Origin of the sequence: Protofrankia symbiont of Coriaria myrtifolia, from assembly GCF_900634755.1 — a bacterium.
Taxonomy (GTDB): Bacteria; Actinomycetota; Actinomycetes; order Frankiales; family Frankiaceae; genus Protofrankia; species Protofrankia coriariae.
The window spans coordinates 1-20,845 of the sequence record NZ_CAAAFS010000121.1; the positions used below are offsets into that span (position 1 = coordinate 1).

A 20,845-nucleotide genomic window follows, 5' to 3' on the forward strand; every position below is an offset into this window, starting at 1 on the left:
CCTGTCGAGTTCGAGGAAGAATTTGACGGACAAACACTTCGTGCTGCATAGTTAGGACTGTCCACGAAAGTGGGAACCCTCCACATAGCTGTGCGAGCCTCCCCGTGCCGCGTCAACCGGTCACGTCGACACCCCGCTTCACCCCTGATCGACGGGAAGAGGACGGCGAAGGCCCTGGCTGGTGGCGGTGGAGACGAGGGGACTCGTACCCCTAACCTGTCGACGCGGCTACGAACATGACGAAGGATCTACGTGGAACGAGCCGCCCGACCCCACGTACCCGCCGCGGCCGCGCTAACCCCACCGCGCCAACCGACCCCCACGGCACGGACAGGACAGCTCACCCGCCGCCAGCCGCGCCTCGACCTCACCCTGATCCACGCCTACCGTGAGCACCGGTGCCTCCGCGCACCTCGCACGGCCAGGGTTGATCGATTATGTTCTGCCTGGTCAGGGGCTGGTTGTGCGCCCAGCAGGGATCGAACCTGCCTGGTGCTTAGAAGGTACGGATTGCACCAAGCGTCACAGATCCCGGCCAAGATCAGACCGTACGTCGGCGTCCGCTGCTGTTCGCCGACGTACGGGGACGTTGCTACAGCGGTTGCTACACCTCGGTGCCGCCGGCCGCATCGGACCCCTGCCTTGCAAAGTCGGTCCGATCCGTCTGCCAGCGTCCGGGTTCGTCCATACAGTTGGCCGGACCTGGGCGCCAGTTCCACGGCCGTCCGTCGTCGTCCGTGGACGTCTGCCGGCTTGGCTACACGGTTGGCTACACGGCGGTCGGGATCAAACTCCTGACGGTCCGAGCGCTGGCGGGCTCGGTCTCGCCTGTCGTAGCGGTTTTCAAGACCATCTTGGGCCTTGATGGATCATGCTGTTCACCTGAATGTTCTTCCGAATGGGACCACTGCCGTGTCCTGCATCCCACGTATTCCCCGCAGGCGCTTACCTGTGTCTCACCGACCTGATCTGCTGACGACGCTCCCCAGCGGTGTCCCCGGGCGTGCGGACGGCGACGGCGATCTCCCTCTTGCCCACGTCGATCGCCGCGCACCGCGGATAGATGATCTCCATGGCAACTCCTGTTCCACGCATCTCCTGACCAGGCAGGACACGTCATCCGCGGAACCCGCAAGAGGATCAAGATTCTGAGACTCGCGCTCTACGGCAGCAACCCGGGGTACCCAACCGGGACGGGTTCCAGCGTCAATCTGAGGGCCGGACTCGCCGGTACCAAGAACTGGCGACGTCAGCGGATGACATGTCCAGTTTCATCTACCCGTGGGCGCTCCACCAAGACCATGAACATCTGAGGTAGCTCCGGCGCGGTAACGCGCCGGAGCTACCCGACCCCCGGGCAGCTATCTTGCGGGTCTCCAGCTCCGCGCCTCGATGATCTGGATCAAGGAGCTCACGTGAACCACCCCTTGATCACAACCGAATACGCGCCCTGGCCCTACTGGCACCGATCGCCTGGACCGGCCGACAGGGACGGACCGTACGCACTGACCTGGGCGACGGCTTCCGCGGGTGTCGGGCTCATCCCTCGGTCTCGTCTCCCTCGGCCTCGTCGACGCGCAGCAACGACGCCAGCTGCAACCAGTTCTCCACCACGGCCGCCACGCCGACCTCGTGGAAAGCCGCGATCCGCGCCTCGCGCTCGACCGGAAGAACGAACTGGAGATTGCCGACGGTGGGAATACCCGCCCGGACAGCCGCCGTCGCCCCCGTCAAGGAGTCCTCAACAGCCACCGCCTCTGTGGGTGCTACACCCTCGCGCTCACAGGCGATCCGGTAGACGGTCGGATCGGGCTTGCTGGTGGGAACCGGGGGCGTGTCCTCAGCGCTGTAGCGCACCTGGGGCGGAAGCAGCCCAGTGAGGCCGGCCGCGGTGAAAGATGCCTCCAGGCGGCTCAGCGCGCTCGAGCTCACCGCGGCCAGGCGGTACCTCTCGCCCATGCTGGCGAGCGGGCCCAGCACCTCGGGGTCCGGTCGCAGCACCTCGCGCAGCCGATCGCTCACGCGACGCTTCTCCTCGGCGACCCACCACTCCATCTCGGCGGCCGACACGCGCTCAGCGACTCCCGCGGACGGTTCCGCCGGCTCGACAGGATCCGTTGAAGTCTCCACGGGCACGCCGGCGTCGGCCGCGGCCTGCAGGACCACGGAGCGGAAATTGCGTCCCATGGCGGCGCGACGCAGCTCCTCGGGCGTCCAACGGCGGTCGACCCCGATACGTTCCAGGAAGTCATTGGTGACCTCAGTCGACGCGGTGAAGGCAGGCGCCTCCGAGGGGAACAGGTTGTCGTCCGCGTCGCAGAGCACGATCCTGACCACCGAGGGGTCCAGGCCCTCCGGCACAGCGAAGCCCGGGGTCTTCGGGATCCTCGTCACCGGACCTCCTCGTCGAAGTCGAGCACGGCCGCGAGCATGCTGCGAATCCCGTCGCGGGATGCTCGCGTGAGCAGGTCGCCGAGCTCCGCGACCAGGTCAGCGTCGTCGGCCAGGTCACCGAAAATGTCTCGAAACCCCAGCAGCGTCGTGGGATCGTCGCCACCGGCATGCGCGGCGCGCCGGAGATCCTCGGCTCGCGAGTCCTCGACGGTCAGTGGACGGCCTTCCATGTCCTCACCCCGCAGGAAGCGTAGCCACCCCGCCAGCGCCGCCAGCAGCAGCCGGTGCGGCCTGCCCGCCACGCGGGCCTCTCCCAGCGAGGACAGCACATGGTGGGGGACCTTCGTCGACCCTCGCCGGCACAGCCGCAGCAAACTGTCGCCGATGGCAGGGTTCGCGATGCGGTCGAGGGTCGTCGTCACGTACTCGTCGGTGTCCTGGCCGGGCAGCTCCGGGAGCAGCGGGGCGATTTCCTCGCGCAGCAGACGCGACATGTACTCCGACAGCACAGGCTCGGCCATGGCCTGATCGGTGGTCTCCAGCGCTGCGAGCACACCCAGGTACCCGAGTGCGCAGTGCCCGCCGTTGAGCAGGCGGCCCTTCATGACCTTCCACGGGGTCACGTCGTCGACCACCTGCACGCCGACACGCTCCAGCGGAGGCCGCTCGGTACAGAAGTCATCCTCGACGACCCACTGCCGGAACGGCTCCGTGACTACCGGCCAGCGGTCGGGCACCCCGAATTCGCCCTCGATCTGGTCGCGCAGCTCGGGGCTGGTGGTCGGGGTGATGCGGTCCACCATGCCATTGGGGAAGGTCACGTTCTCCCGGACCCAGGAGGTGAGGTCCTCACCGGTCTGGGCGTCGAGCAGGCCCGTGAACTCGAGAACGGCAAGCCGAGTCGCCGCACCCGAATCGTCGAGATTGTCACAGGACAGCACTGTGAACGGGCCTGTGCCCTCCGCGCGACGTCGACGTAAGGCGGCGACGAGCAGTCCAGCCGCGGTCACCGGATTGCCCGGAGTTGCCAGATCGTGACGAACCGTGGTCATGTCAGGACGCGTCTGGTAGCCCTCACTGGTCACGGTCAGCGTGACCAGCCGGGTATTCGGGGACGCCAGCAGGTCGGCGACCTGTTCAGGCTGGTCCGGTAAGTAGAGATAGTCGATCAGGGCGCCGACGAGTCGAGCGCTGGCCCCGTCGCGGTCCCGCTCGACGACGGTGTAGAGCCCATCCTGGTCGCGGAGTACCTCGCCCATCGCCGGACTGCGCATGCCGACTCCGATCACGCCCCAGCCGGTCTCGCCTGTGGCGGCAAGGTCGTCGAAATACAGGATGGGGTGGGCACGCGCGAAGCCGCCGACGCTGAGGTGAACGACGGACGGGGTCAGCGCATGCCTGTCGTAGGCGGGCGTCTCCACCCGGTCCCCCAGCTTCGTAACCGTGCTTTCCGTGAGCACGGACGGCACCGTCCGCCCCAGGCTGGGAAAGGGCGAGTCCGCCGCGACTGCCGTGTTTGTCTGCCGGTTCTGGCTTACGTCACTGGTGCTGCGATGATGTCTTGTCGCCGTTTCCATCGTAAGTAGAGTCCGAGCTTCCTCGAGGTTGTGGAGGGCTTGTTGGCCGTTTCTCGGGTGAACACGGTCTTTCGTTGCTCGTACTCTATCGGCAGGACGACTCCGAACGTGGAGTGTTGGCGCTGGTAGTTGTAGGGCACGTAGCGCCAGTCGATCACGACAGCCTGGGCCTGCCGCGGGTCGGTGAACCCCTGCGCCGGGAAGGCCTTCTCCAGCTCCGAGGAGCTGGAGAAGGCCTTCGTCGTCGGCGTTTTCGAAGCTCGACCGAGACCCGGCCCGACGGCTGCCGGATGCCCAGTCCGGGGCGGACCTTGGTGAACTCGCTTGCGGTGTAACTGAACCGCAGTCCGTGCGGAATATCACATTTTATGTGTCGTCGTAGTGACTGATTGTATCTTTATTGATACGGATAGTTATGATCATTTTAATCGCTTGACAGGTCGGCTCCGTGTTCGGGCTCAGCCCGGTCGCGGCTGCGAGTGGATGCCTGGAGGGCGGGGCCAAATGGTCGTAGCGACGTTTCAATAGGATGATCGTCTTGGTGTCGAGGACTGGATGGTGGATAGGCCGGCGGGAGCAGTTGACAATCGATGAGCGGGAGCTGATTTTCCGGAAGCCGAGCAGGAACTGTTCGGCATGGTTATCCGCAAAGGCGCTCGGCCGGCACCACTCGACGATTTCGCGAGAGATCGAGCGTAACGGCGGCGAGAAGATCTATCGGGCGGTGGAGGCGCAGGCGCGGCGTGATGCGTTGCGTTGCTGGCCCGTCCGAAGGAACGCAAGCTTGTCGCGTCGCCAGCACTGCACAACGCGGTCAACGCGGGCCTGGCCGAGAACTGGTCTCCGAAGCAGATCAGCGAGAGACTGGGGAAGGACTTTCCCGACGACGAGAGTATGCGCGTGTACCACAAGAAGATCTATGAATGCCTCTATACTGCGGCGCCCGGACCAGCCGGTCGGGTTCGGCGGCACGGGCATAGCGTTTGACGGTGTTCAGGCTGAGATTGAGATGGCGGGAGCATTCCAGCAGGCCGACGCCCTTGTCGAGTAGGTCGTGGACCTGCCGCCAGCGTTCGCGGGTGGTCACGGCGCGGGTCCCTTCGCGGGGCTGCGGCCCGGCTTTGGCCCAGCAGGCGCCGTGCGCGGCGGACGGCTTCGGCGTGGGCGCCGGAGCCGTCGCGGCGGACGACCTGCACGCCGGGATGGGCGCGCGGCCACGCTTCGAGGCTGTCGGCCTTGCGGTCGGCCAGGACATAGACGCGCTCGTTGGTTTCCACGTCGACGAGCACGGTGGCGTACACGCGTCTACGGCGCAGCGCGAAGTCGTCGCCGAGCACCCGAGGCGCCGACCGCGCGGGCGGGGCCAGCCGCGGCAGCGCCCGCGCGGCCGGCGCCTCGGGAGACGACCACCCGCAGCGCGGTCGGCAGCCGCTCGCCCGCGCGGCCGGCTAACTCCCGGACCACCGCGCCGACCTGACACGCCAGGCGGGACGTGCGGCGCTGGTAGCGCTCCAGAACCCCTGGCGCTTGCTCCCGGAAGGTCTGACGACAGTCCCACGACCTCACCGACGCCCTCGACAAGATCCACAGGCCTCGGTGAGGACCGCACTAACGTGAGCCAAGTCAGGGCGGGGCCGGTGTCGACGACGATCACACGCTGCGGCGATCCTCGTCGCCCCACGCCTCGCGCATGATTCCCTTGACGTGCTCGCCCAGATCCGGCTCGCCATCGAAGACGGCCGTCGTACGGAACTGACGACGGGGGCGCTCGCCGCGTTCCACCGCCGCCCACTGCCGCAGCAGCCCACGGCTTCGGATAGCCGGTCCTCCGGCAGCGCGTCAAGCAGCTGGTGTGCTTCGTCGCGCATGCTCATGCAGTCAGTGCAGGAGCCCTGCCGGCCTTCGGCCCGGCCACAGACGTAGTTTCCATGCCGGAAAGCCCGACGTCTCGTTACGACCCGGCGGCCCCAGGCATCCACAGACCCCGGCAGCGCCCATCCATCACAGTCGTTCCTCGTCGGCGAGGTTATGTCACCAGCCGGACGCCGTCCGCCGGAACCATTTCCTGCCCTCGGCGGCGATTCCTTCGAGGACGTGAATGGTGTGCTGCAGTCCGCCGGCGTCCTGGGTGAGGCTGGCCACCAGCCCAACCGTCTCGCCCGTCGTGATCTCCTCCGGTGAGGTGTCTGCCATCTGTATCCGGAGCACCTGGCCGTTCACCAGGACGATTTCGAGTTTCTGCACATTTTCGGCGTCATGGTCGACGCGAATCAAGGCGACCGAGTCGAAGTGGTAGTTCAGCCGTCCCTTTTCGGTGAAACGTCCCGTGGTGAAATCTAGGGTCGACACGAAATTTCGAACCCCGCCGGCGGTGAGGAGAAAGACCGAGATCTGGTATTTGTTGTAACGCCACGGGCCTCGGTGGACTCGCCCTCGTTTACTTGATGCGGCCTGTGTCTCGACGAAGGCGTGGGCGATGACGCTGCTCGCTTTCAGTCGGTAATGGTGCAGCGCCCGGTCGAGGAGTATTCTGCGGTCGCAGTCGAGCCACCGTGCCATCTCCTGATCGTCCGGCCGGTCTGCTAGGTAGGCCTTCCACCGCTCGAATCCTGCCTGTCGTGCCTCCTTGACCTTTTCGTGCTGATCCTGTTCGGCGGCGAATCGCCGCTTCTCGCATTCTTTCTCCAGTCGGGCGATAACATGGATGTAGCTCGCCACAGTGACGACGAATGTTGTTTCCAGGGCCAGGAGTACCTCGATTCCGGCCGTAGCCACCAGTGCCCACAGACCTCCGCCCGCGAGTACGGTGACCCCGACCAGCCCGTACGCACCGAGTTCTGGCACGGCACGCTGCGCTCTGCTCCAAGAGAGGTGGGTCCCGTCCCTCCGCATCTTCTGAATCTGCCATGCTGCGTGCCGCAGCAGCCAGGCGACCCGATTGGCGCCGATCCAACGCTCCCAGTAGATGCCGATGATCTCGTTGGCGATGCTGCGCCGCGCCCTGGCCGTCCACTGCAGCCACTCGGCGGGTCGGTGGGTATCTGGCCACGTAGTACTCGAGATCGCGATTGATGCTTTTCGCGAATGTTCCGGAGGACTGCGGTGCATCGGCTTCGTCTTCGATGTACTCGATCTTCCAGGACACCCCGTGCCGGACGGCGATAATGCCGATGGCGAGAATCAGCGTGCACCCAAGCATCGTCCACGTCCGTCCGGCTGTCGTCAGGCGCACGGCGACGTTTATGGCCCAGGCGGCGAGAACCACCACCGAAACCGTGGCGCGCAGCCGAGTCTCCCTGGAGATGTCGACGGGGCGTGGAGGGCGCGTCCGTGGTTCGGCTGGGTTCGGGTGAAAAAACTTCTTGACCCGGTCAAGACGTGCGTTGGCCATCTGCTCGTCGTTGGCTTGGGCGATGGCGCGGTTCCACACTCCATCCTCGAGTGGACCATCGAGGAACTGTTCCATGTGGCGGAGGATCATGCCCCTCTGCTGGTCGGGCAGAGTATCGAGCTCCTTGAGTGCCACCGTGATGTCGGTGTTCCTGCCTTTGGCTGCGTCCATCAGCAGGAGCACCACACGCAGGCCCTGTGCCCAGGGGTCATCGCCCTGCTCGGGTTGGTCTTCCTGTAAGTCGCGTAGCTGCCTGGACTCGTCGGCTGACAGTTCGTCCCTCGACCGTCCGCTGACCAGTGCCAGCAGCCAGTGGAAGCGCACTCGGTCAGACTTCGCGGAGCTGACCACGAACTCGCGCATGAGCTGGCGTGCCTGGTCGGCCATGCGCCCGTCCAGGTGGCGGACACCGGCCTCGAACTTCTCCGCCGGACTCGCATTGGGGGCGACCGTGTACTGGTGGACGCCGCCGTGGACGACGCCGGCCTGGACTCCGACCTGAGAGGAACCGTCGGCGATGTTGGAGGACGAAACCGGGCTGGGCTGGGCGCCTGACCCGGAGGAGAAACCCCAGTCGTCGGTCACGACAATCCCTGCGCTATGGTGATGGCCACACCGATTTTCGTGGCGAGGTCGGCCACGTCACCGATCAGCCCACGGACCTTCTTGAGGGCGACCAGCAGCGCTCGGCGGGTCGCTGGTGAATCCGTCTGGAGTGCCTCGTCAGCTGCGGCGAGCTCGGCTTCGGCGGCCGCGTAGGTGTCCTCGTCCACGGTTCCGGCGCTGCGTGCGTTCTGCAGGTCGTTGCGGAAGCCGACAAGCGCCGCCGACAGGTCCGCCGGGACTTGCTCACCGGTCGCGCCGATGGTCACGCCCCCGTGCAGGGCTCCGGCCTGCACACCAACTCGGGCGTTCCCCGACGCGGTGTTGCGGATGTTCTGGTTCGGTACCTGCATGGTGGATCTCCTCCCGATCCTCGTTTCCGCGGTATCGGTCTTTCCGATGTCCACGGCCAGTTCCTCGGCGAGTGCCACGGCGAACGAGGCCGCGTTCGCCACGGCTCGCTGCTGCCACAGGTGGCGGTCGGTCGACTCCTTGGTGCCGTCGGCGTGGTCGCTGACGCCACGGATCACGATCACGGGCAGGGAGCTGTTCAGCAGCCCGGCCTGGCTGGCTCCCGCGCCTTCCATCTCGATGGCGAGGGCGTCGTTGTAGTGGTCGTGAAGCCAACGGGCCAGGGCCGACACGGTGGAGTTCAACACCACCTCGCCCGCCGCGATCGGCCCGAAGTGCACCTGTGGGAGGGAGTCCGCTTTGACTGGCGGCCGGGCCCAGCTTCTCGTCCGAGACAGGTGGCGTGCGATCTGTTCGGCGCGGTGCGAGAGCGGCCACGTGCGGGGTCGCCCCCAGAGCCCTTCGTCCTCGCTGGTGGCGCCGTGGAAGGCGTAGACGTGAGTGCCCACGATGACGTCACCGAGTGCGATATGGCGATGAAGGCCGCCGGCGACGCCGACGAAGAGCAAAGCCGCCGGTGCAAACTCGGCGATGGCGCGTTCGGCGAGCACCGCTGCCGACTGATTGCCTACGCCGACGTGTGCCAGCGCCACCTGGCATTGGCCGCCGGCCAATCGGCCGACCTCGAAACGGGTTCCCTGCGGATGGCGGTGCAGCCGCGTGTCTACCAGATGTTCATGAACTGCCTGGTACTCCAGGTCGAGAGCCGTCAGGACGACGATAGGCCGGGTGTTCGCCACGCTCATCCCTCCTCTTCCGGGTGCGTGTCGGCGGCATCTGCCGCAGGGGCGACGGGCCGGGTGATCGGTGGTGAGAGGACGGAGCTGAGGCCTGCTCGGAACAGGCGGGCGGGCCGCCCGACAGTGGTCCGTTGCTCCCTGCCCACCGGAACGATGAACCCGCTGGCTTTCTGGACCTTTCGGTAGAAATTCCTGGGGTCGAGTGGCCTCCCCCAGACCGCCTCGTACACCTCCTGGAGATCACCGATGGTGAAGGCGGGACCGCAGAAGGCGGTGGCAAGTGCTGAGTTCTCGAGCTTGACCCGGGCGCGTTCGACGCCGTCCGTGATGATTCGACGATGGTCGAAAGCGAGAACCAACTCGCCTGAGAGGACTCGGTTCGTCGGCTGCCAGCTCGCATCCGCGGCGTCCGATCCTGCGACCGGTTCCGGCAACCGCGGCGCGACGGCAAGGTAGGCCACCGAGACAACCCGCCCCCGCGGGTCACGGCCGGGCTCGCCGTAGACGCCGAGCTGTTCCAGATACAGGCTCCCGGCCTCGATGCCGGCCTCCTCGGCGAGCTCCCGCCGCGCCGCCGTGCCGAGGTCCTCCTCGACGTGTGCCAGGAAGCCACCCGGGAGCGCGAACGCACCTTGGTACGGCTCGATCGCACGTTCGATCAATAGCACCTGCAGGCTCGTTCCCCGCAGTGTGAGGATCACGAGGTCGACGGCGAGCGGAACTTCTGGAGGCTCCCACGGATCATGGATCACGCTGCAAGACTAATTTTTTGTGTCGACGACAGAAATAACTGTCGGCAAGTGGACAGTCAGGGATGGCCCACCGGGTCGATGCGGTCCGGGCGTCTCGAACGACGGAGGTGCCTAGGAGTGGCGGGGCGCCGGGGCGGCATGGGTGACACGGCGTACGGGCCCCGCGGTGTGGTCGCCCGTGCCACTCCCGAACCCGGCTGGCGATCTCGCGGCTGGCCCGAGCGTTCGGCGTCCGCGGTCCACGGCCGGCGCGTTCGAGGTGTGGCTCGGCCGTCCCGGCAACACCTGGGAGTACTATCGCGAACTCGCCGACCAGGGCCCGACATACCTTCCCGACCAGGACATCTCCGGCTGAATCCGGTTCAACCTGACCCGCCTATCACTAGTAGGCCCAGACCGTGGGCCTGCTCGACCGCTCCGGGCGGGTCTGGCGCGCGCTCTCAGAATTCGCCGAGACCTCCGGTCTGGACGAGCGGGTGGTCACGGCCTTGCACGATGTGGCCATGGCCGGGCGCGTCCGCCGCTCACGCTACGAGCATGCTGAGAGCCTGCAGCAGACGCAGCGCGACCTGCGTGATCTCACCACCGCACAGGTCCTGGAACCGGTCGGCCGAACCCGCGCCCGCTACTACACGGCCGGCCCCGCTTCCCACCGCCGGTGCTCGACGTCGCACGCACGCCCATGACCTCGAGGAACCCGTACACCAGCTGACAAGCAACCCGCCGGCCCGCCGAGGCCCGATCGGTGGTCACGGCCGCGTCAGCGCTTGAAGCTTCCTCGGCTGTCGCCGTCTTCGCCGTCGAAGGCGCGTCCAGAGCTGCTGGCGCGGCGGGGAAGATCTGTCCGCGCAATACGCGGATCGGTGCGCCCGGCAGGGATCGAACCTGCGACCTGGTGCTTAGAAGGCACTCGCTCTATCCGCTGAGCTACGGGCGCGCACCACCATTGTGCTGTCTCCTGTCGCGATCACGTAGCGCGGTTACTGGCGATAGCGGAATGGGACTCAATGAGTACTTTGTGTGTTTGTTCCGGTGCTCCTTCGGTGATCAAAGCTCTCACCCTGCCACGGCGAGGGTGGATCGTGCATCCGTGCGGCTTCGCACCTGTGGATGGATGCGGTTTGTCCACAGGTGGCGGACCGCGGATGCCAAGCCGGCCGCGGAGCTGAAGAGTGTGAGGCGGGACGTAAGGGGCCAATCCGGTCACAACAACCGTCCGCCGTACGGAACCAGGCCGGCTACCCCATGATCCGGGAGGAACCATGATTGAGGCATCGGTCACGCTGCTCGGCAACCTCGTCGACGACCCCGAACTGCGCTGCACGCAGAACGGGAACTTCGTCTGCTCCCTCCGCCTGGCCAGCACCGCGCGCCGGTTCGACCGCACGCAGAACCGCTGGGTGGACGGCGCCAGCGTCTTCATCACCGTCACCTGCTGGCGGCACATGGCGGAGAACGTAAGCGCGTCGTTGCGCAAGGGGGACAGGACGCTCGTGGTCGGGCGGCTACGGCAGAGGTCCTTCGAGACGCATGAGGGAAACCGTCGGGTCGTCTACGAGGTGGACGCCGACGCCGTCGCGGTTGACCTGGCTCGGCAGACCGCGGAGGTCCGGCGGGTGGTCCGCGCGAGCGGGGAGAACGGAAGCGGCCAGGCGGCGGAAGGAGCAGCGCCAGCGGGGGAGTCCGTTGGCACGCATGACGGAGCGGGTGGACCCGCTGGCGAGGGTAGAACCCACCTCGATACCGGCACGGAGTACCGTGACGCGAATCGCACGGACGGGGCTGCGGAGGAGTCGTTCGGCGAGTCGTTGCCCGGTGTAACTATGTCGGCGGCAGAGCTCGCCGACATATCACCTTCAGTAACGGCTCTCGATCCGGCCGCAGCGTGATGCGGCTGATAGGACGGATTCGAATTGTCCGTTGGGTCGGCTCTCCGCTCGCGCGGACGCGGACCCGTACCCGATCGGTGCGGAAGCTGTCGGTAGCGTCAGTCCGTGACCAGTACGCGGGGGGCCGAGACGCCGATGCCGATCCGAGCACCACAGGGGCAGACGGATCTGTCCCGGACGGACGGCAACGTGCCGGGTACGCAACCCACGGGCCCGCCTACAGACCAGCACTCGAAGCTCTCCGACCAGCATCTGCCCGACCGCGGGTCGGACGGTCGGGCGGATCACGGGCCGAGGTGGCGGGCCCCGCTCGCGGCTGCGCGATCGCGGTTGGCCGCGGTATCCGGGCCTGGCTGGACGGTGGCGGTAGCGGCCCTGCTCAGCGCCGTCGCCGCGGTGCTGATCAATCAGCACCTCTTTCCCTACCAGTCAATCAACAACGACGAGGCGCTCTACTGGCTACAGGCCCAGACGTTGGCGGGAGGCGACCTGTTCCCGCCAGCGCCACCGTCGGCCGACTCCTACGCGCCGTGGCTGGCGATAGTTACCGACGGCCACTATGTGTTGAAGTACACCCCTGTGGTCGCCGGATTGCTGGCCCTGAGCCTGGTGATCACGGGTGGGACGGCCCTGGCGCTCGCCCTCGTCGTGGCCGCTGCGGTCGAAATGACCTACCTTGTCGGGGTCGAACTGCTCGACGACCGGCGGACCGCCGCCGTCGCAGCCTGGTTGTTGGCTCTGTCACCGCTGGTGCTCCTTCAGAGCGCGATGCTGCTGCCGTACCTGCCGGTGCTCGTCCTGTCCGAATGCGTGGTGTTCGGACTGCTCCGTGGCCTGCGTACCCGTCGTCGGGTGCCGCTCGTCGGGGCCGGGCTGGCCCTGGGGCTTGCGGCAGCGGTACGCCCGTACGACGTCGTGCTGGTCCTCGGCCCGTTTGTGTTGTGGACGGTGTGCCGGGGCGCGCGTGGACGGCGGTGGTGGATGCTGCGCTGGGTGGGCGCGGGGCTGGCCGCTCCGTTCGCACTGCTGCTCAGCTACAACGCCGCGGCGACGGGCAACCCCTTCCAGCTTCCGTTCGCGCTGCTGGAGCCTGAGGACAAGCTGGGCTTCGGGGTCCGCCGACTGTTCCCCACCGACACCGCCCACCACTTCGGGCTGGTCGAAGGGCTCACCGCGATCGGTGATCATCTCTGGCTGCTCGGTGCCTGGGCATGCGGCGGGGTCGTCCTCGCGGTCCTGTCGGTCGCGACGGTCATCCGCCGGCGGATGACCGCTCCGGCGCTCACCGTCGGTGTCGGCGCCCTGCTCCTGATCATTGGGTATGTGGCGTTCTGGGGCGCCTGGAACGCAGCCGAACTGTGGGGCGGCACCCGTTGCATCGGCCCCTTCTACCTCATGCCGGTGCTGGTCACGCTCGTCCTGTTCGGAGCCCGCGGGCTGGTGGACATGGCGTCGGCGTGGCCGCGTACCACCGGTCTCGTTGCCGTCGCGGGTCTTGCCCTCAGCGGGTTCATCCTGGTCGTCGCGTCGCAGGACAACATGGAGTTCACCCAGCGTGATCGCAATCTGTCGAATATGATCAATGCTCGGCCCGGTCCGACGTTGGTCATCGTTTCGGTCGACCCGGCGTTTCTCATGCACCCAACGTCGGTGGTGGCCAACTCGCCGACGCTGGATGACCGGGTGCTGTACGCGGTGTCACGGAAGCAGGCCGACTTCGATGTCGTCGCCGACCATCCGGACCGGTCGCCGTACCTGCTCAGGCTGGCCATCGGTTACAACCGGACGCTGTCATCGCCGTCGGCGGGATGGCTGGAGCGTCTGCGGGTGGTCGACGGGGTGAACGTTGCCGTCGGCGTCAGCGCGGCGGTACCGGCCGGCACCCGAGCGGCCCGTATCGAGGTGACCGCGGATGGCAGGCGGAGCTCCTTCTCGATGAACCCGGACCGGCCACTGAGCAGCCGGCTCATCATCAGCCCCGGCGGGGTGGACGCGACCGCCCTCGGACCTCGTTCAAAAGTCAGCGATGTTCCGACCACACGTGATGTTCCGGCCATGAAGGATGATCGTTCGGTGACGCTGAAGGTGTTCTACACCCCGGCGGGAGACGGTCGTGAACGTCTCCTCGACCAGGTGGACCTGCCCGTCCGGGTCGATTCCAGACAGGGCACGGTCAGCGTCCTGGTGTCGGAGGGCCAGGTGGGCGCGGTGGGATCGGGAGCGATGCCGACGATCCGCCTCAGAGCGAGCTGACAGGCGAACCGAGGGCCACTGGGATGGGCCGGACAGCGACGGGGTAGGCGGACAAGTGGCGAACGGACGGGGGTGTAGCCCGAGCGGGCCGGGCCACGGCCGTCCCGCGGTATCCGTCCGAATTCACCCGGTCAGTGGGTCCGCCGGACCGACAGGCCCACCAGACCCATAAGGTTGACCGCATGGCGCAGTACGTCTTCCAGATGCGCAAAGTGCGCAAAGCCCACGGTGACAAAGTCGTTCTCGACGACGTCAGCCTGTCGTTCCTGCCCGGCGCGAAGATCGGCGTCGTCGGTCCGAACGGCGCGGGCAAGTCGTCGCTGCTCAAAATCATGGCTGGTCTTGACCAGCCGAGCAACGGGGACGCGACGCTGAGCCCCGGCTCCACCGTCGGCATGCTCGCGCAGGAACCGCCGCTGGACGAGACGAAGGACGTCCGCGGCAACGTCGAGGACGGCGTCCGGGAGATCCGCGCGGTCCTCGCCCGGTACGAGGAGATCAACGAGAAGATGGCCGCGCCGGACGCGGACTTCGACTCCCTCCTCGCCGAGCAGGCGGCCCTCATCGACAGGATCGAGGCGGCGAACGCCTGGGAGCTCGACAGCCAGCTCGACCAGGCGATGGACGCGTTGCGCCTGCCTCCCGGCGACGCCGACGTGACCAGACTCTCCGGCGGAGAACGGCGCCGGGTCGCGTTGTGCAAGCTCCTGCTCGAAGCCCCCGATCTGCTCCTGTTGGACGAGCCCACGAACCATCTGGACGCCGAGAGCGTCGCCTGGCTGGAGCAGCATCTGGCCCGTTACGCGGGAGCCGTGCTCGCGGTCACCCACGACCGTTACTTCCTCGACAACGTCGCCGGCTGGATCCTTGAGCTCGACCGCGGTCATGCCTATCCGTACGAGGGAAACTACAGTACGTATCTGGAGACCAAGGCCGCTCGGCTCAAGGTCGAGGGTGGCAAGGACGCCAAGCGCAAGCGCGTCCTCGCCCAGGAGTTGGAGTGGGTGCGCTCGAACCCGAAAGCCCGCCAGGCCAAGAGCAAGGCGCGACTCTCCCGATACGAGGAACTGGCGGCCGAGGCCGACAGGGCGCGTCCCCGTGACCTCGAGGAGATCCAGATCCCGCCCGGCCCGCGCCTGGGAAGCGTCGTGATCGAGTCGAAGAAGCTGCGCAAGGGCTTCGGCGACCGGCTCCTCATCGACGACCTGTCGTTCTCGTTGCCCCGCGGCGGCATCGTCGGCGTGATCGGCCCGAACGGCGTCGGCAAGACCACCCTGTTCACCTTGCTGACCGGCCAGGCGGCCCCCGACGCCGGTGAGCTCACCATCGGGGAGACCGTCAGGATCTCCTATGTGGACCAGGACCGTGCGGGCCTGGACCCGAAGAAGAACGTGTGGGAAGTCATCTCCGACGGGCTCGACCACATCGTCGTGGGCAAGGTCGAGCTGCCCAGCCGCGCCTACGTGTCGTCGTTCGGCTTCAAAGGGCCTGACCAGCAAAAACCCGTCGGTGTCCTCTCCGGCGGGGAGCGCAACCGGCTCAACCTCGCACTGACCCTCAAGAAGGGCGGCAACCTGCTGCTCCTCGACGAGCCGACCAACGACCTCGACGTCGAGACCCTGCGCTCCCTGGAGGACGCCCTCGGGGAGTTTCCCGGCAGCGCGGTGGTGATCTCGCACGACCGGTGGTTCCTCGACCGTGTCGCCACCCACATCCTCGCCTGGGAGGGCACAGACGCCGATCCGGCCCGCTGGTTCTGGTTCGAGGGGAACTTCGCGGACTACGAGGCGAACAAGGTCGACCGCCTGGGCGCCGAAGCGGCCCGTCCCCACCGGGTCACCTACCGCAAACTCACCCGGGACTAGCTCCCGGGGCCGCCACCGCGCGGCTGCTGGGACGAGGGCAAAAGAATTCTCCTCCCAGCGGCGCCGGCCGGGTGGTGCGCGAATTCCGTCCGCAACCACCCGCACAGGCCATGATTGGCACGAGTTTGTTGCTGTGTACGCTTTTCGGACGTTTCTGCGTGCACAGTGACAAAATCGTGCGGAATCGTGCGGATCTTCTTCGCGGTGAGTGCCCGCCGGCCAGTGCCCACCGACGCATGGGCGGCGTCCATTACGGCCCGTTACCTAAGGTACTTAAGGTGGGTACGAGCGTGCTTGCCGGGGTTACGCCGGGCGGTTGACCAGGGAGTTGGCGGCCATCGTCAGGTAGTCCCAGAGGGGCTGGAAGTGCTCCGGGGGCAGGTTCAGCTCGTCGACGGCAGCCCGCATCCGGACCAGCCAGGCGTCCCGCTGGGAGGGGCCGATCGCGAACGGCGCGTGCCGCAGTCGCAGCCGGGGATGCCCGCGCTGCTCGCTGTAGGTCGACGGCCCGCCCCAGTACTGGACGAGGAACATCCGCAGCCGCTCCTGCGCGCCGGAGAGGTCCCCCTCCGGGTAGAGCGGGCGCAGCAACGGGTCTTCGGCAACCCCTGCGTAGAAGTGGGCTACCAGCCGGCGGAAGGTCTCCTCGCCTCCTACCGCGTCGTAGAAGGTGTCTGTCGGACGGGCCGCGGACGGTTGCTGGGTCACAGCGACCATTGTGCTGGACGGATCGTGGGCAGCGAGCCCGATGCGGTCAACGGCATCCCCGATGCGGCCAACGGCATCTTTTCAGATCATCGGTTGCTGCCCGCCGCATCAGCGGGGGTGCGGCGCGAGCCAGACCGTCGTGTCCGGGGGGAGCGTGAGGGTGGTTCCGTCGTAGCCGACCGGGCTGCTGGCCAGGACGAGACGTCCGGGTATGACCAGGTCGACCTCTGCGTCGGCGGTGGACATGACGCAGGTCAGGCCGGTCACGCCGGAGGTGCCCGGCAGGGTGTCGGCCGGGCGGCGCGTGTGGGACGTCTCCGACGATGCGCCGGTCGCGCCGGATGGTGCGTCGGATGCCCCGGACAGCGCGCCAGAAGCGCCCGGCGGTGCGTCGGAGGCGCTCGGCGGCGCCGGGCGGTCGAAGGCCAGGACCGTGGGCGGGGTGTCGTCGCGCCAGCGCAGCCGGCCGGCGCCGAGCATGGGCAGCGCCCGTCGTAACGCTAGCGCCCCACGCGCCAGGACCAGTGTCGACAGCGGGTCGGGCGCCTGCGCGGCAACGGTCAGCTCGGCCCAGCCGTCGGGCTGGGGGAGCCACGGCGGCACGCCGTCCGCGCTGAACCCGTACGGCGTTCGCTGCCCCGACCAGGGCAGGGGGACCCGGCAGCCGTCCCGGCCGGGACGGCTGTGCCCGGAGCGCTCCCAGACGGGGTCCTGCCGGTATGCCGGCGGCACGTCCACCTCGGGCAGGCCCAGTTCGTCGCCCTGGTAGAGGAAGACCGGGCCGGGCAGCGCGAGCAGGGTCAGCAGCGCGGCGCGGGCCCGGCGCAGGCCGGTCTCGCCGCTGCCGTACCGGCTCGCCGGCCGGGTGACGTCATGGTTGGCCAGCACCCAGGTGGTGGGCGCGCCCACCTCGGCGGTGGCGGCCAGGTCCGCGGCGATCGCCGTCCGCCAGGCCGGCGCCGACCAGGAGGCGGTCAGCAGTGAGAAGGCGAATGTCAGGTGCAGTTCGTCGGGACGCACGTAGCGGGCCAGCCGCTGGGGGTCGGCCACCCAGGTCTCGCCGACGAGCATCCTGGCCCGCCCGTCGCGGCGGCGGTAGTCCTCGACGATCGCGCGCCAGCGCTGGTAGATCTCGTGCACGCCTTCCTGGTCCCAGTGGTGGGGCTCGGCCCGCTCGCGGAAGAAGGGGATGCCGTCGGGCGGAGGCGGCGGGTTGTCCGGCAGCAGGTCGTTCTTGATCAGGCCGTGGGTGACGTCGATGCGGAAGCCGTCGACGCCGCGGTCGAGCCAGAACCGGACGGTGGCGTCGTGGTCGTCGCGGACGCGGGGGTGCCGCCAGTTCCAGTCGGGCTGTTCCGGCGCGAACAGGTGCAGGTACCACTGGCCGTCGGCGACCCTGGTCCACGCCGGCCCGCCGAAGACCGACACCCAGTTGTTGGGTGGCTCGTCGCCGTCCGCGCCGCGTCCGTCGCGGAAGATGTACAGGTCCCGTTCTGGTGCGTCGGCGCCGGCGGCCAGCGCGGCGCGGAAGGCCGGGTGGGCGTTGCTGGAGTGGTTCGGGACGAGGTCGACGAGCACCTTCAGCCCGTGCCGGTGCGCTTCGGTGAGCAGCGCGTCGAAGGCGGCCAGGTCGCCGAAGAGCGGGTCGACGGCACGGTGGTCGGCGACGTCATAGCCGTGGTCGGCCATGGGGGAACGGTAGAACGGAGTGATCCAGATCCCGTCCACGCCGAGGTCGCGCAGGTAGGGCAGGCGGGTGGTGATGCCGGCGAGGTCACCGACCCCGTCGGAGCCGGAGTCGGTGAAGCTGCGGATGTAGACCTCGTACAGCACTGCGTCGAGCCACCAGTCAGCCATGGCCTCATCCAATCCCGGGGGATTTGTCGTTGTCCGGCGTCTCTCGATGAACGTCGTCGAACGTCGTCGGATCCTTCCGGCGATCGTGAGGATGGCTTTCGGACGCGGAATATCGAATGATCGAACCGCCTTCGGCCGGCTGCTGAGGAGGCTGTCGCCAGGCACGGTATCCGATAACCGAACTAGACTTCGCCAGGTGGAGGAGGTGACGGCACGTTATCAACTGACTTCAAAAGGTGTGCGCAGTCCGTTCGTGCTTGTCCGGCAGGCTGTGTATGAGCGAACCGGACGCCTCGGCGGCGTTCTGAGCGGCCGTACGTTCAGCGGTAGATTCGTCGCCGGCGGCGGTGGCGATGCCGGCGCTGCCAGCGACGTCGGTGGGAACAGCGGGGCCGGCCGCGCTCCGGCCGCCCGCGGCGCGGCCGGAGCCGGCGGCACGGTGGGCGGCCCCGTCCGTCCGGACGAGGTCCAGCCGGACGCCGGCCGGGCGACCGCTGGCCGGGCGACCGTTGGCCGGACGGGGGCAGCGCGTACCGGGACGGCGGCGGGCCGGCTCGGAGCCGTCCTGGCCGAGATCGGCCGGGAGACCTGGTCACTGGGCCAGATGCCGCTGCGCCAGATCCTGGGCCGTCCCCGTGAGCGGGTCCCCGACCGGCTTGAGCTGGAGCATCTGGGTTATCTGTCCGACGCCGGGCTGGTGCTGTCGAGATCCCTCGACCCACAGCGGATCATCGATATGATCGCGGCGTTGGCGGTACCACGGCTCGGTGACGGCGTCATCGTCTTCCTCCGGGACGGCGAGAAGGTACGCCTCGGCACGATCATGCACCGCGACAGCCGGGCCGCCGGGTTCCTGCGTGACTTCCTCCCCTCCCGGCTGCCGACGCTGGACAGCGAGGACGGGCCCGGCCTCGTCCTGCGGACGGGCCAGACCTGGTACATGCCGTACCTGACCGACGAGTTGCTGGCGCGGATGTCCCCGACGGGGATGACGGACATCCCCTTCCCCGACTTCCTGAAGGGGCCGATCATCACCGTTCCGATGCCGGGGCATGGCCGGGTGCTCGGCGCTGTCACCCTGCTGCGCCGCTCGGAGACGTACACCCCCGTCGACATCAGCCTTGCCGAGCATCTGGCCCGGCGGGGGGCGGCCGCGCTCGACAACGCGCAGCTCTACAGCGTCGAACAGGAGTCCGCGCTCACCCTGCAACGCTCGCTCCTGCCGGAAAACCCACCTGCGCTGCACGGGGTGGAGATCGCGATGGAATACCGCCCCGGAACGGCCGGGACGGAGGCCGGCGGCGACCTGTACGACGTGATCGCGCTGCCCGGCGGCCGGGTCGGGATCGCGATCGGGGACGTGATGGGGCGCGGCCTGCACGCCGCCGCGGTGATGGGGCAGCTGCGGGCGGCGTTGCGGGCGTACGCGCTGGAGGACTGGCCGCCGGCCGAACTGCTCACCCGGCTCGACCGGGTGGTGGACTCGCTGCCCGGGCTGCACCTGACGACCTGCATGTACATCGTCTACGACCCGGCGGCCCGGCGGGCCACCGTGTCCAACGCCGGGCATCTGCCACCGCTGCTGGTCATGCCCGACGAGGAGCCGGACTACCTGGTCCTCGACCCGGGCCTGCCGCTCGGCGTCGGCGGTGTCGGGGTGTTCTCGGAGACGTCGCTGGAGCTTCCGCCCGGCTCCGGCATCGTGCTGTACACCGACGGGCTCGTCGAGTCGCGCAGGCGTCCGCTCGAGGACGGCATGGACCGGCTGCGCCGCGGGCTGGCCAAGGCGATGGAGAACGCGACGGAGTGCACGGCGGAGGGCACGGCGGGGTGCACGGGAGAGGGTATGGCGGCGGTGGACGCCGGGGTGCCCGCCGCGGGGGCTTCTTCGTCCGGTTCCGCGCGGGCGCTGCTGCGCCGGTGCCTGGCCGCCGCCGGGGTGGCCGTGCAGACCGACGACGACACGGCACTGCTGGTGATGACCACCTATCCGTCCCGGCCGGCGCTGGTGGACGTGGCGCTGCCGGCCGAGCCCGAGTCGGCAGTCCGGGCCCGTTCGGTGGTCGGGCGGGTCCTCACCGGGCGGCGTCTCGCCGCTGTCGCGGACGACGCCCTGCTGCTCGTCAGCGAGGTGGTGACGAACGCGGTGCTGCACGCCCGCAGCGATCTGGTGTTACGCGTCCACCAGGAGGGGGACCGGTTACGGGTCAGCGTCGATGATCGGGAAGGTACCCGGATGCCTCGACGGGTCTCGGGCGATGACGGGGAGTCGGGCTGGGGCCTGAAGATCGTCGATATGCTCGCGCGCGGGTGGGGTGTGGAAACCACTGGCGACGGCAAACGGGTGTGGTTCGATCTGGCGATCCCGGCGAGCGGCGACACCAACGGGACGCCGTCACCCTGAC

Annotated in this window: 14 protein-coding genes, 1 tRNA gene and 3 pseudogenes; 7 read left to right on the forward strand and 11 right to left on the reverse strand. The window is 68.1% G+C overall.

What is annotated here, in order from left to right:
- Positions 1 to 945 precede the first annotated feature (945 nt).
- The 3 genes from CM1CMNOD_RS23560 to CM1CMNOD_RS06620 all read right to left on the reverse strand — a co-directional run bounded on the left by CM1CMNOD_RS23560 (position 946) and on the right by CM1CMNOD_RS06620 (position 3,854).
- Positions 946 to 1,074 (reverse strand): hypothetical protein, encoded by a 129-nt coding sequence (locus CM1CMNOD_RS23560; protein WP_013872900.1) that lies wholly within the window; start codon positions 1,072 to 1,074, stop codon positions 946 to 948.
- 465 nt (positions 1,075 to 1,539) lie between these two features.
- Complete coding sequence (locus tag CM1CMNOD_RS06615; protein WP_013872901.1) at positions 1,540 to 2,394, reverse strand: HAD family hydrolase; 855 nt, start codon at positions 2,392 to 2,394, stop codon at positions 1,540 to 1,542.
- Positions 2,391 to 3,854: a mannitol dehydrogenase family protein gene (locus CM1CMNOD_RS06620; protein ID WP_043605284.1), complete on the reverse strand. Its 1,464-nt coding sequence runs from the start codon at positions 3,852 to 3,854 to the stop codon at positions 2,391 to 2,393. The genes CM1CMNOD_RS06615 and CM1CMNOD_RS06620 overlap by 4 nt, the downstream gene beginning before the upstream one ends.
- A 646-nt stretch (positions 3,855 to 4,500) precedes the next feature.
- Here CM1CMNOD_RS06620 and CM1CMNOD_RS24355 point away from each other — a divergent pair.
- Positions 4,501 to 4,659: pseudogene (locus tag CM1CMNOD_RS24355) on the forward strand (helix-turn-helix domain-containing protein); the annotation flags it as partial.
- A gap of 240 nt (positions 4,660 to 4,899) precedes the next feature.
- Here CM1CMNOD_RS24355 and CM1CMNOD_RS22865 read toward each other — a convergent pair.
- The 3 genes and pseudogenes from CM1CMNOD_RS22865 to CM1CMNOD_RS22870 all read right to left on the reverse strand — a co-directional run.
- A pseudogene (locus CM1CMNOD_RS22865) lies at positions 4,900 to 5,522 on the reverse strand (ISL3 family transposase); the annotation flags it as partial.
- Positions 5,523 to 5,621: 99 nt separating this feature from the next.
- Positions 5,622 to 5,753, reverse strand: a complete 132-nt coding sequence (locus CM1CMNOD_RS23565) for a hypothetical protein (protein ID WP_258165215.1) — start codon at positions 5,751 to 5,753, stop codon at positions 5,622 to 5,624.
- Between the two features lie 249 nt (positions 5,754 to 6,002).
- Positions 6,003 to 7,079, reverse strand: coding sequence for a hypothetical protein (locus CM1CMNOD_RS22870; protein ID WP_043603181.1), 1,077 nt, complete (start codon positions 7,077 to 7,079; stop codon positions 6,003 to 6,005).
- Positions 7,080 to 7,119: 40 nt separating this feature from the next.
- Between CM1CMNOD_RS22870 and CM1CMNOD_RS22875 the strand changes: the two genes are divergently transcribed.
- Entirely contained in the window at positions 7,120 to 7,602 is a 483-nt protein-coding gene (locus CM1CMNOD_RS22875; RefSeq protein ID WP_237703019.1) for a hypothetical protein, read from the forward strand.
- Positions 7,603 to 7,943: 341 nt separating this feature from the next.
- Here CM1CMNOD_RS22875 and CM1CMNOD_RS06640 read toward each other — a convergent pair whose 3' ends face one another.
- Positions 7,944 to 9,122, reverse strand: a complete 1,179-nt coding sequence (locus CM1CMNOD_RS06640; protein ID WP_043603193.1) for a 5'-methylthioadenosine/S-adenosylhomocysteine nucleosidase — start codon at positions 9,120 to 9,122, stop codon at positions 7,944 to 7,946.
- Positions 9,119 to 9,868, reverse strand: a complete 750-nt coding sequence (locus tag CM1CMNOD_RS06645; protein WP_013872904.1) for an NUDIX hydrolase — start codon at positions 9,866 to 9,868, stop codon at positions 9,119 to 9,121. The genes CM1CMNOD_RS06640 and CM1CMNOD_RS06645 overlap by 4 nt, the downstream gene beginning before the upstream one ends.
- Positions 9,869 to 10,118: 250 nt before the next feature.
- Here CM1CMNOD_RS06645 and CM1CMNOD_RS23890 point away from each other — a divergent pair.
- Positions 10,119 to 10,580, forward strand: a pseudogene (locus tag CM1CMNOD_RS23890) (Fic family protein); the annotation flags it as partial.
- A gap of 152 nt (positions 10,581 to 10,732) precedes the next feature.
- Here the strand turns inward: CM1CMNOD_RS23890 and CM1CMNOD_RS06655 are convergent.
- Positions 10,733 to 10,805, reverse strand: a tRNA-Arg gene (locus CM1CMNOD_RS06655).
- A gap of 325 nt (positions 10,806 to 11,130) precedes the next feature.
- On the opposite strand from CM1CMNOD_RS06655, the gene ssb reads away from it, so the two are divergent.
- From ssb to ettA, 3 genes are all read left to right on the forward strand, one after another.
- On the forward strand, positions 11,131 to 11,757 hold the full coding sequence (gene ssb / locus CM1CMNOD_RS06660; RefSeq protein ID WP_013872906.1) for a single-stranded DNA-binding protein: 627 nt from the start codon (positions 11,131 to 11,133) through the stop codon (positions 11,755 to 11,757).
- Between the two features lie 360 nt (positions 11,758 to 12,117).
- The gene (locus CM1CMNOD_RS06665) at positions 12,118 to 14,010 is read left to right on the forward strand and encodes a hypothetical protein (protein ID WP_050803384.1); all 1,893 of its coding nucleotides are present in this window, start codon (positions 12,118 to 12,120) and stop codon (positions 14,008 to 14,010) included.
- A gap of 182 nt (positions 14,011 to 14,192) precedes the next feature.
- Complete coding sequence (gene ettA / locus CM1CMNOD_RS06670; RefSeq protein ID WP_013872908.1) at positions 14,193 to 15,875, forward strand: energy-dependent translational throttle protein EttA; 1,683 nt, start codon at positions 14,193 to 14,195, stop codon at positions 15,873 to 15,875.
- Between the two features lie 303 nt (positions 15,876 to 16,178).
- On the opposite strand, the gene CM1CMNOD_RS06675 is transcribed toward ettA, so the two are convergent.
- Positions 16,179 to 16,592: a globin gene (locus tag CM1CMNOD_RS06675; protein ID WP_013872909.1), complete on the reverse strand. Its 414-nt coding sequence runs from the start codon at positions 16,590 to 16,592 to the stop codon at positions 16,179 to 16,181.
- A 99-nt stretch (positions 16,593 to 16,691) separates the two neighbouring features.
- A complete protein-coding gene (locus CM1CMNOD_RS06680) occupies positions 16,692 to 18,440 on the reverse strand; it encodes a glycoside hydrolase family 13 protein (RefSeq protein ID WP_013872910.1) in 1,749 nt (582 codons plus the stop codon).
- Between the two features lie 271 nt (positions 18,441 to 18,711).
- On the opposite strand from CM1CMNOD_RS06680, the gene CM1CMNOD_RS06685 reads away from it, so the two are divergent.
- Positions 18,712 to 20,844 (forward strand): ATP-binding SpoIIE family protein phosphatase, encoded by a 2,133-nt coding sequence (locus CM1CMNOD_RS06685; RefSeq protein WP_241245618.1) that lies wholly within the window; start codon positions 18,712 to 18,714, stop codon positions 20,842 to 20,844.
- Position 20,845 lies beyond the last annotated feature (1 nt).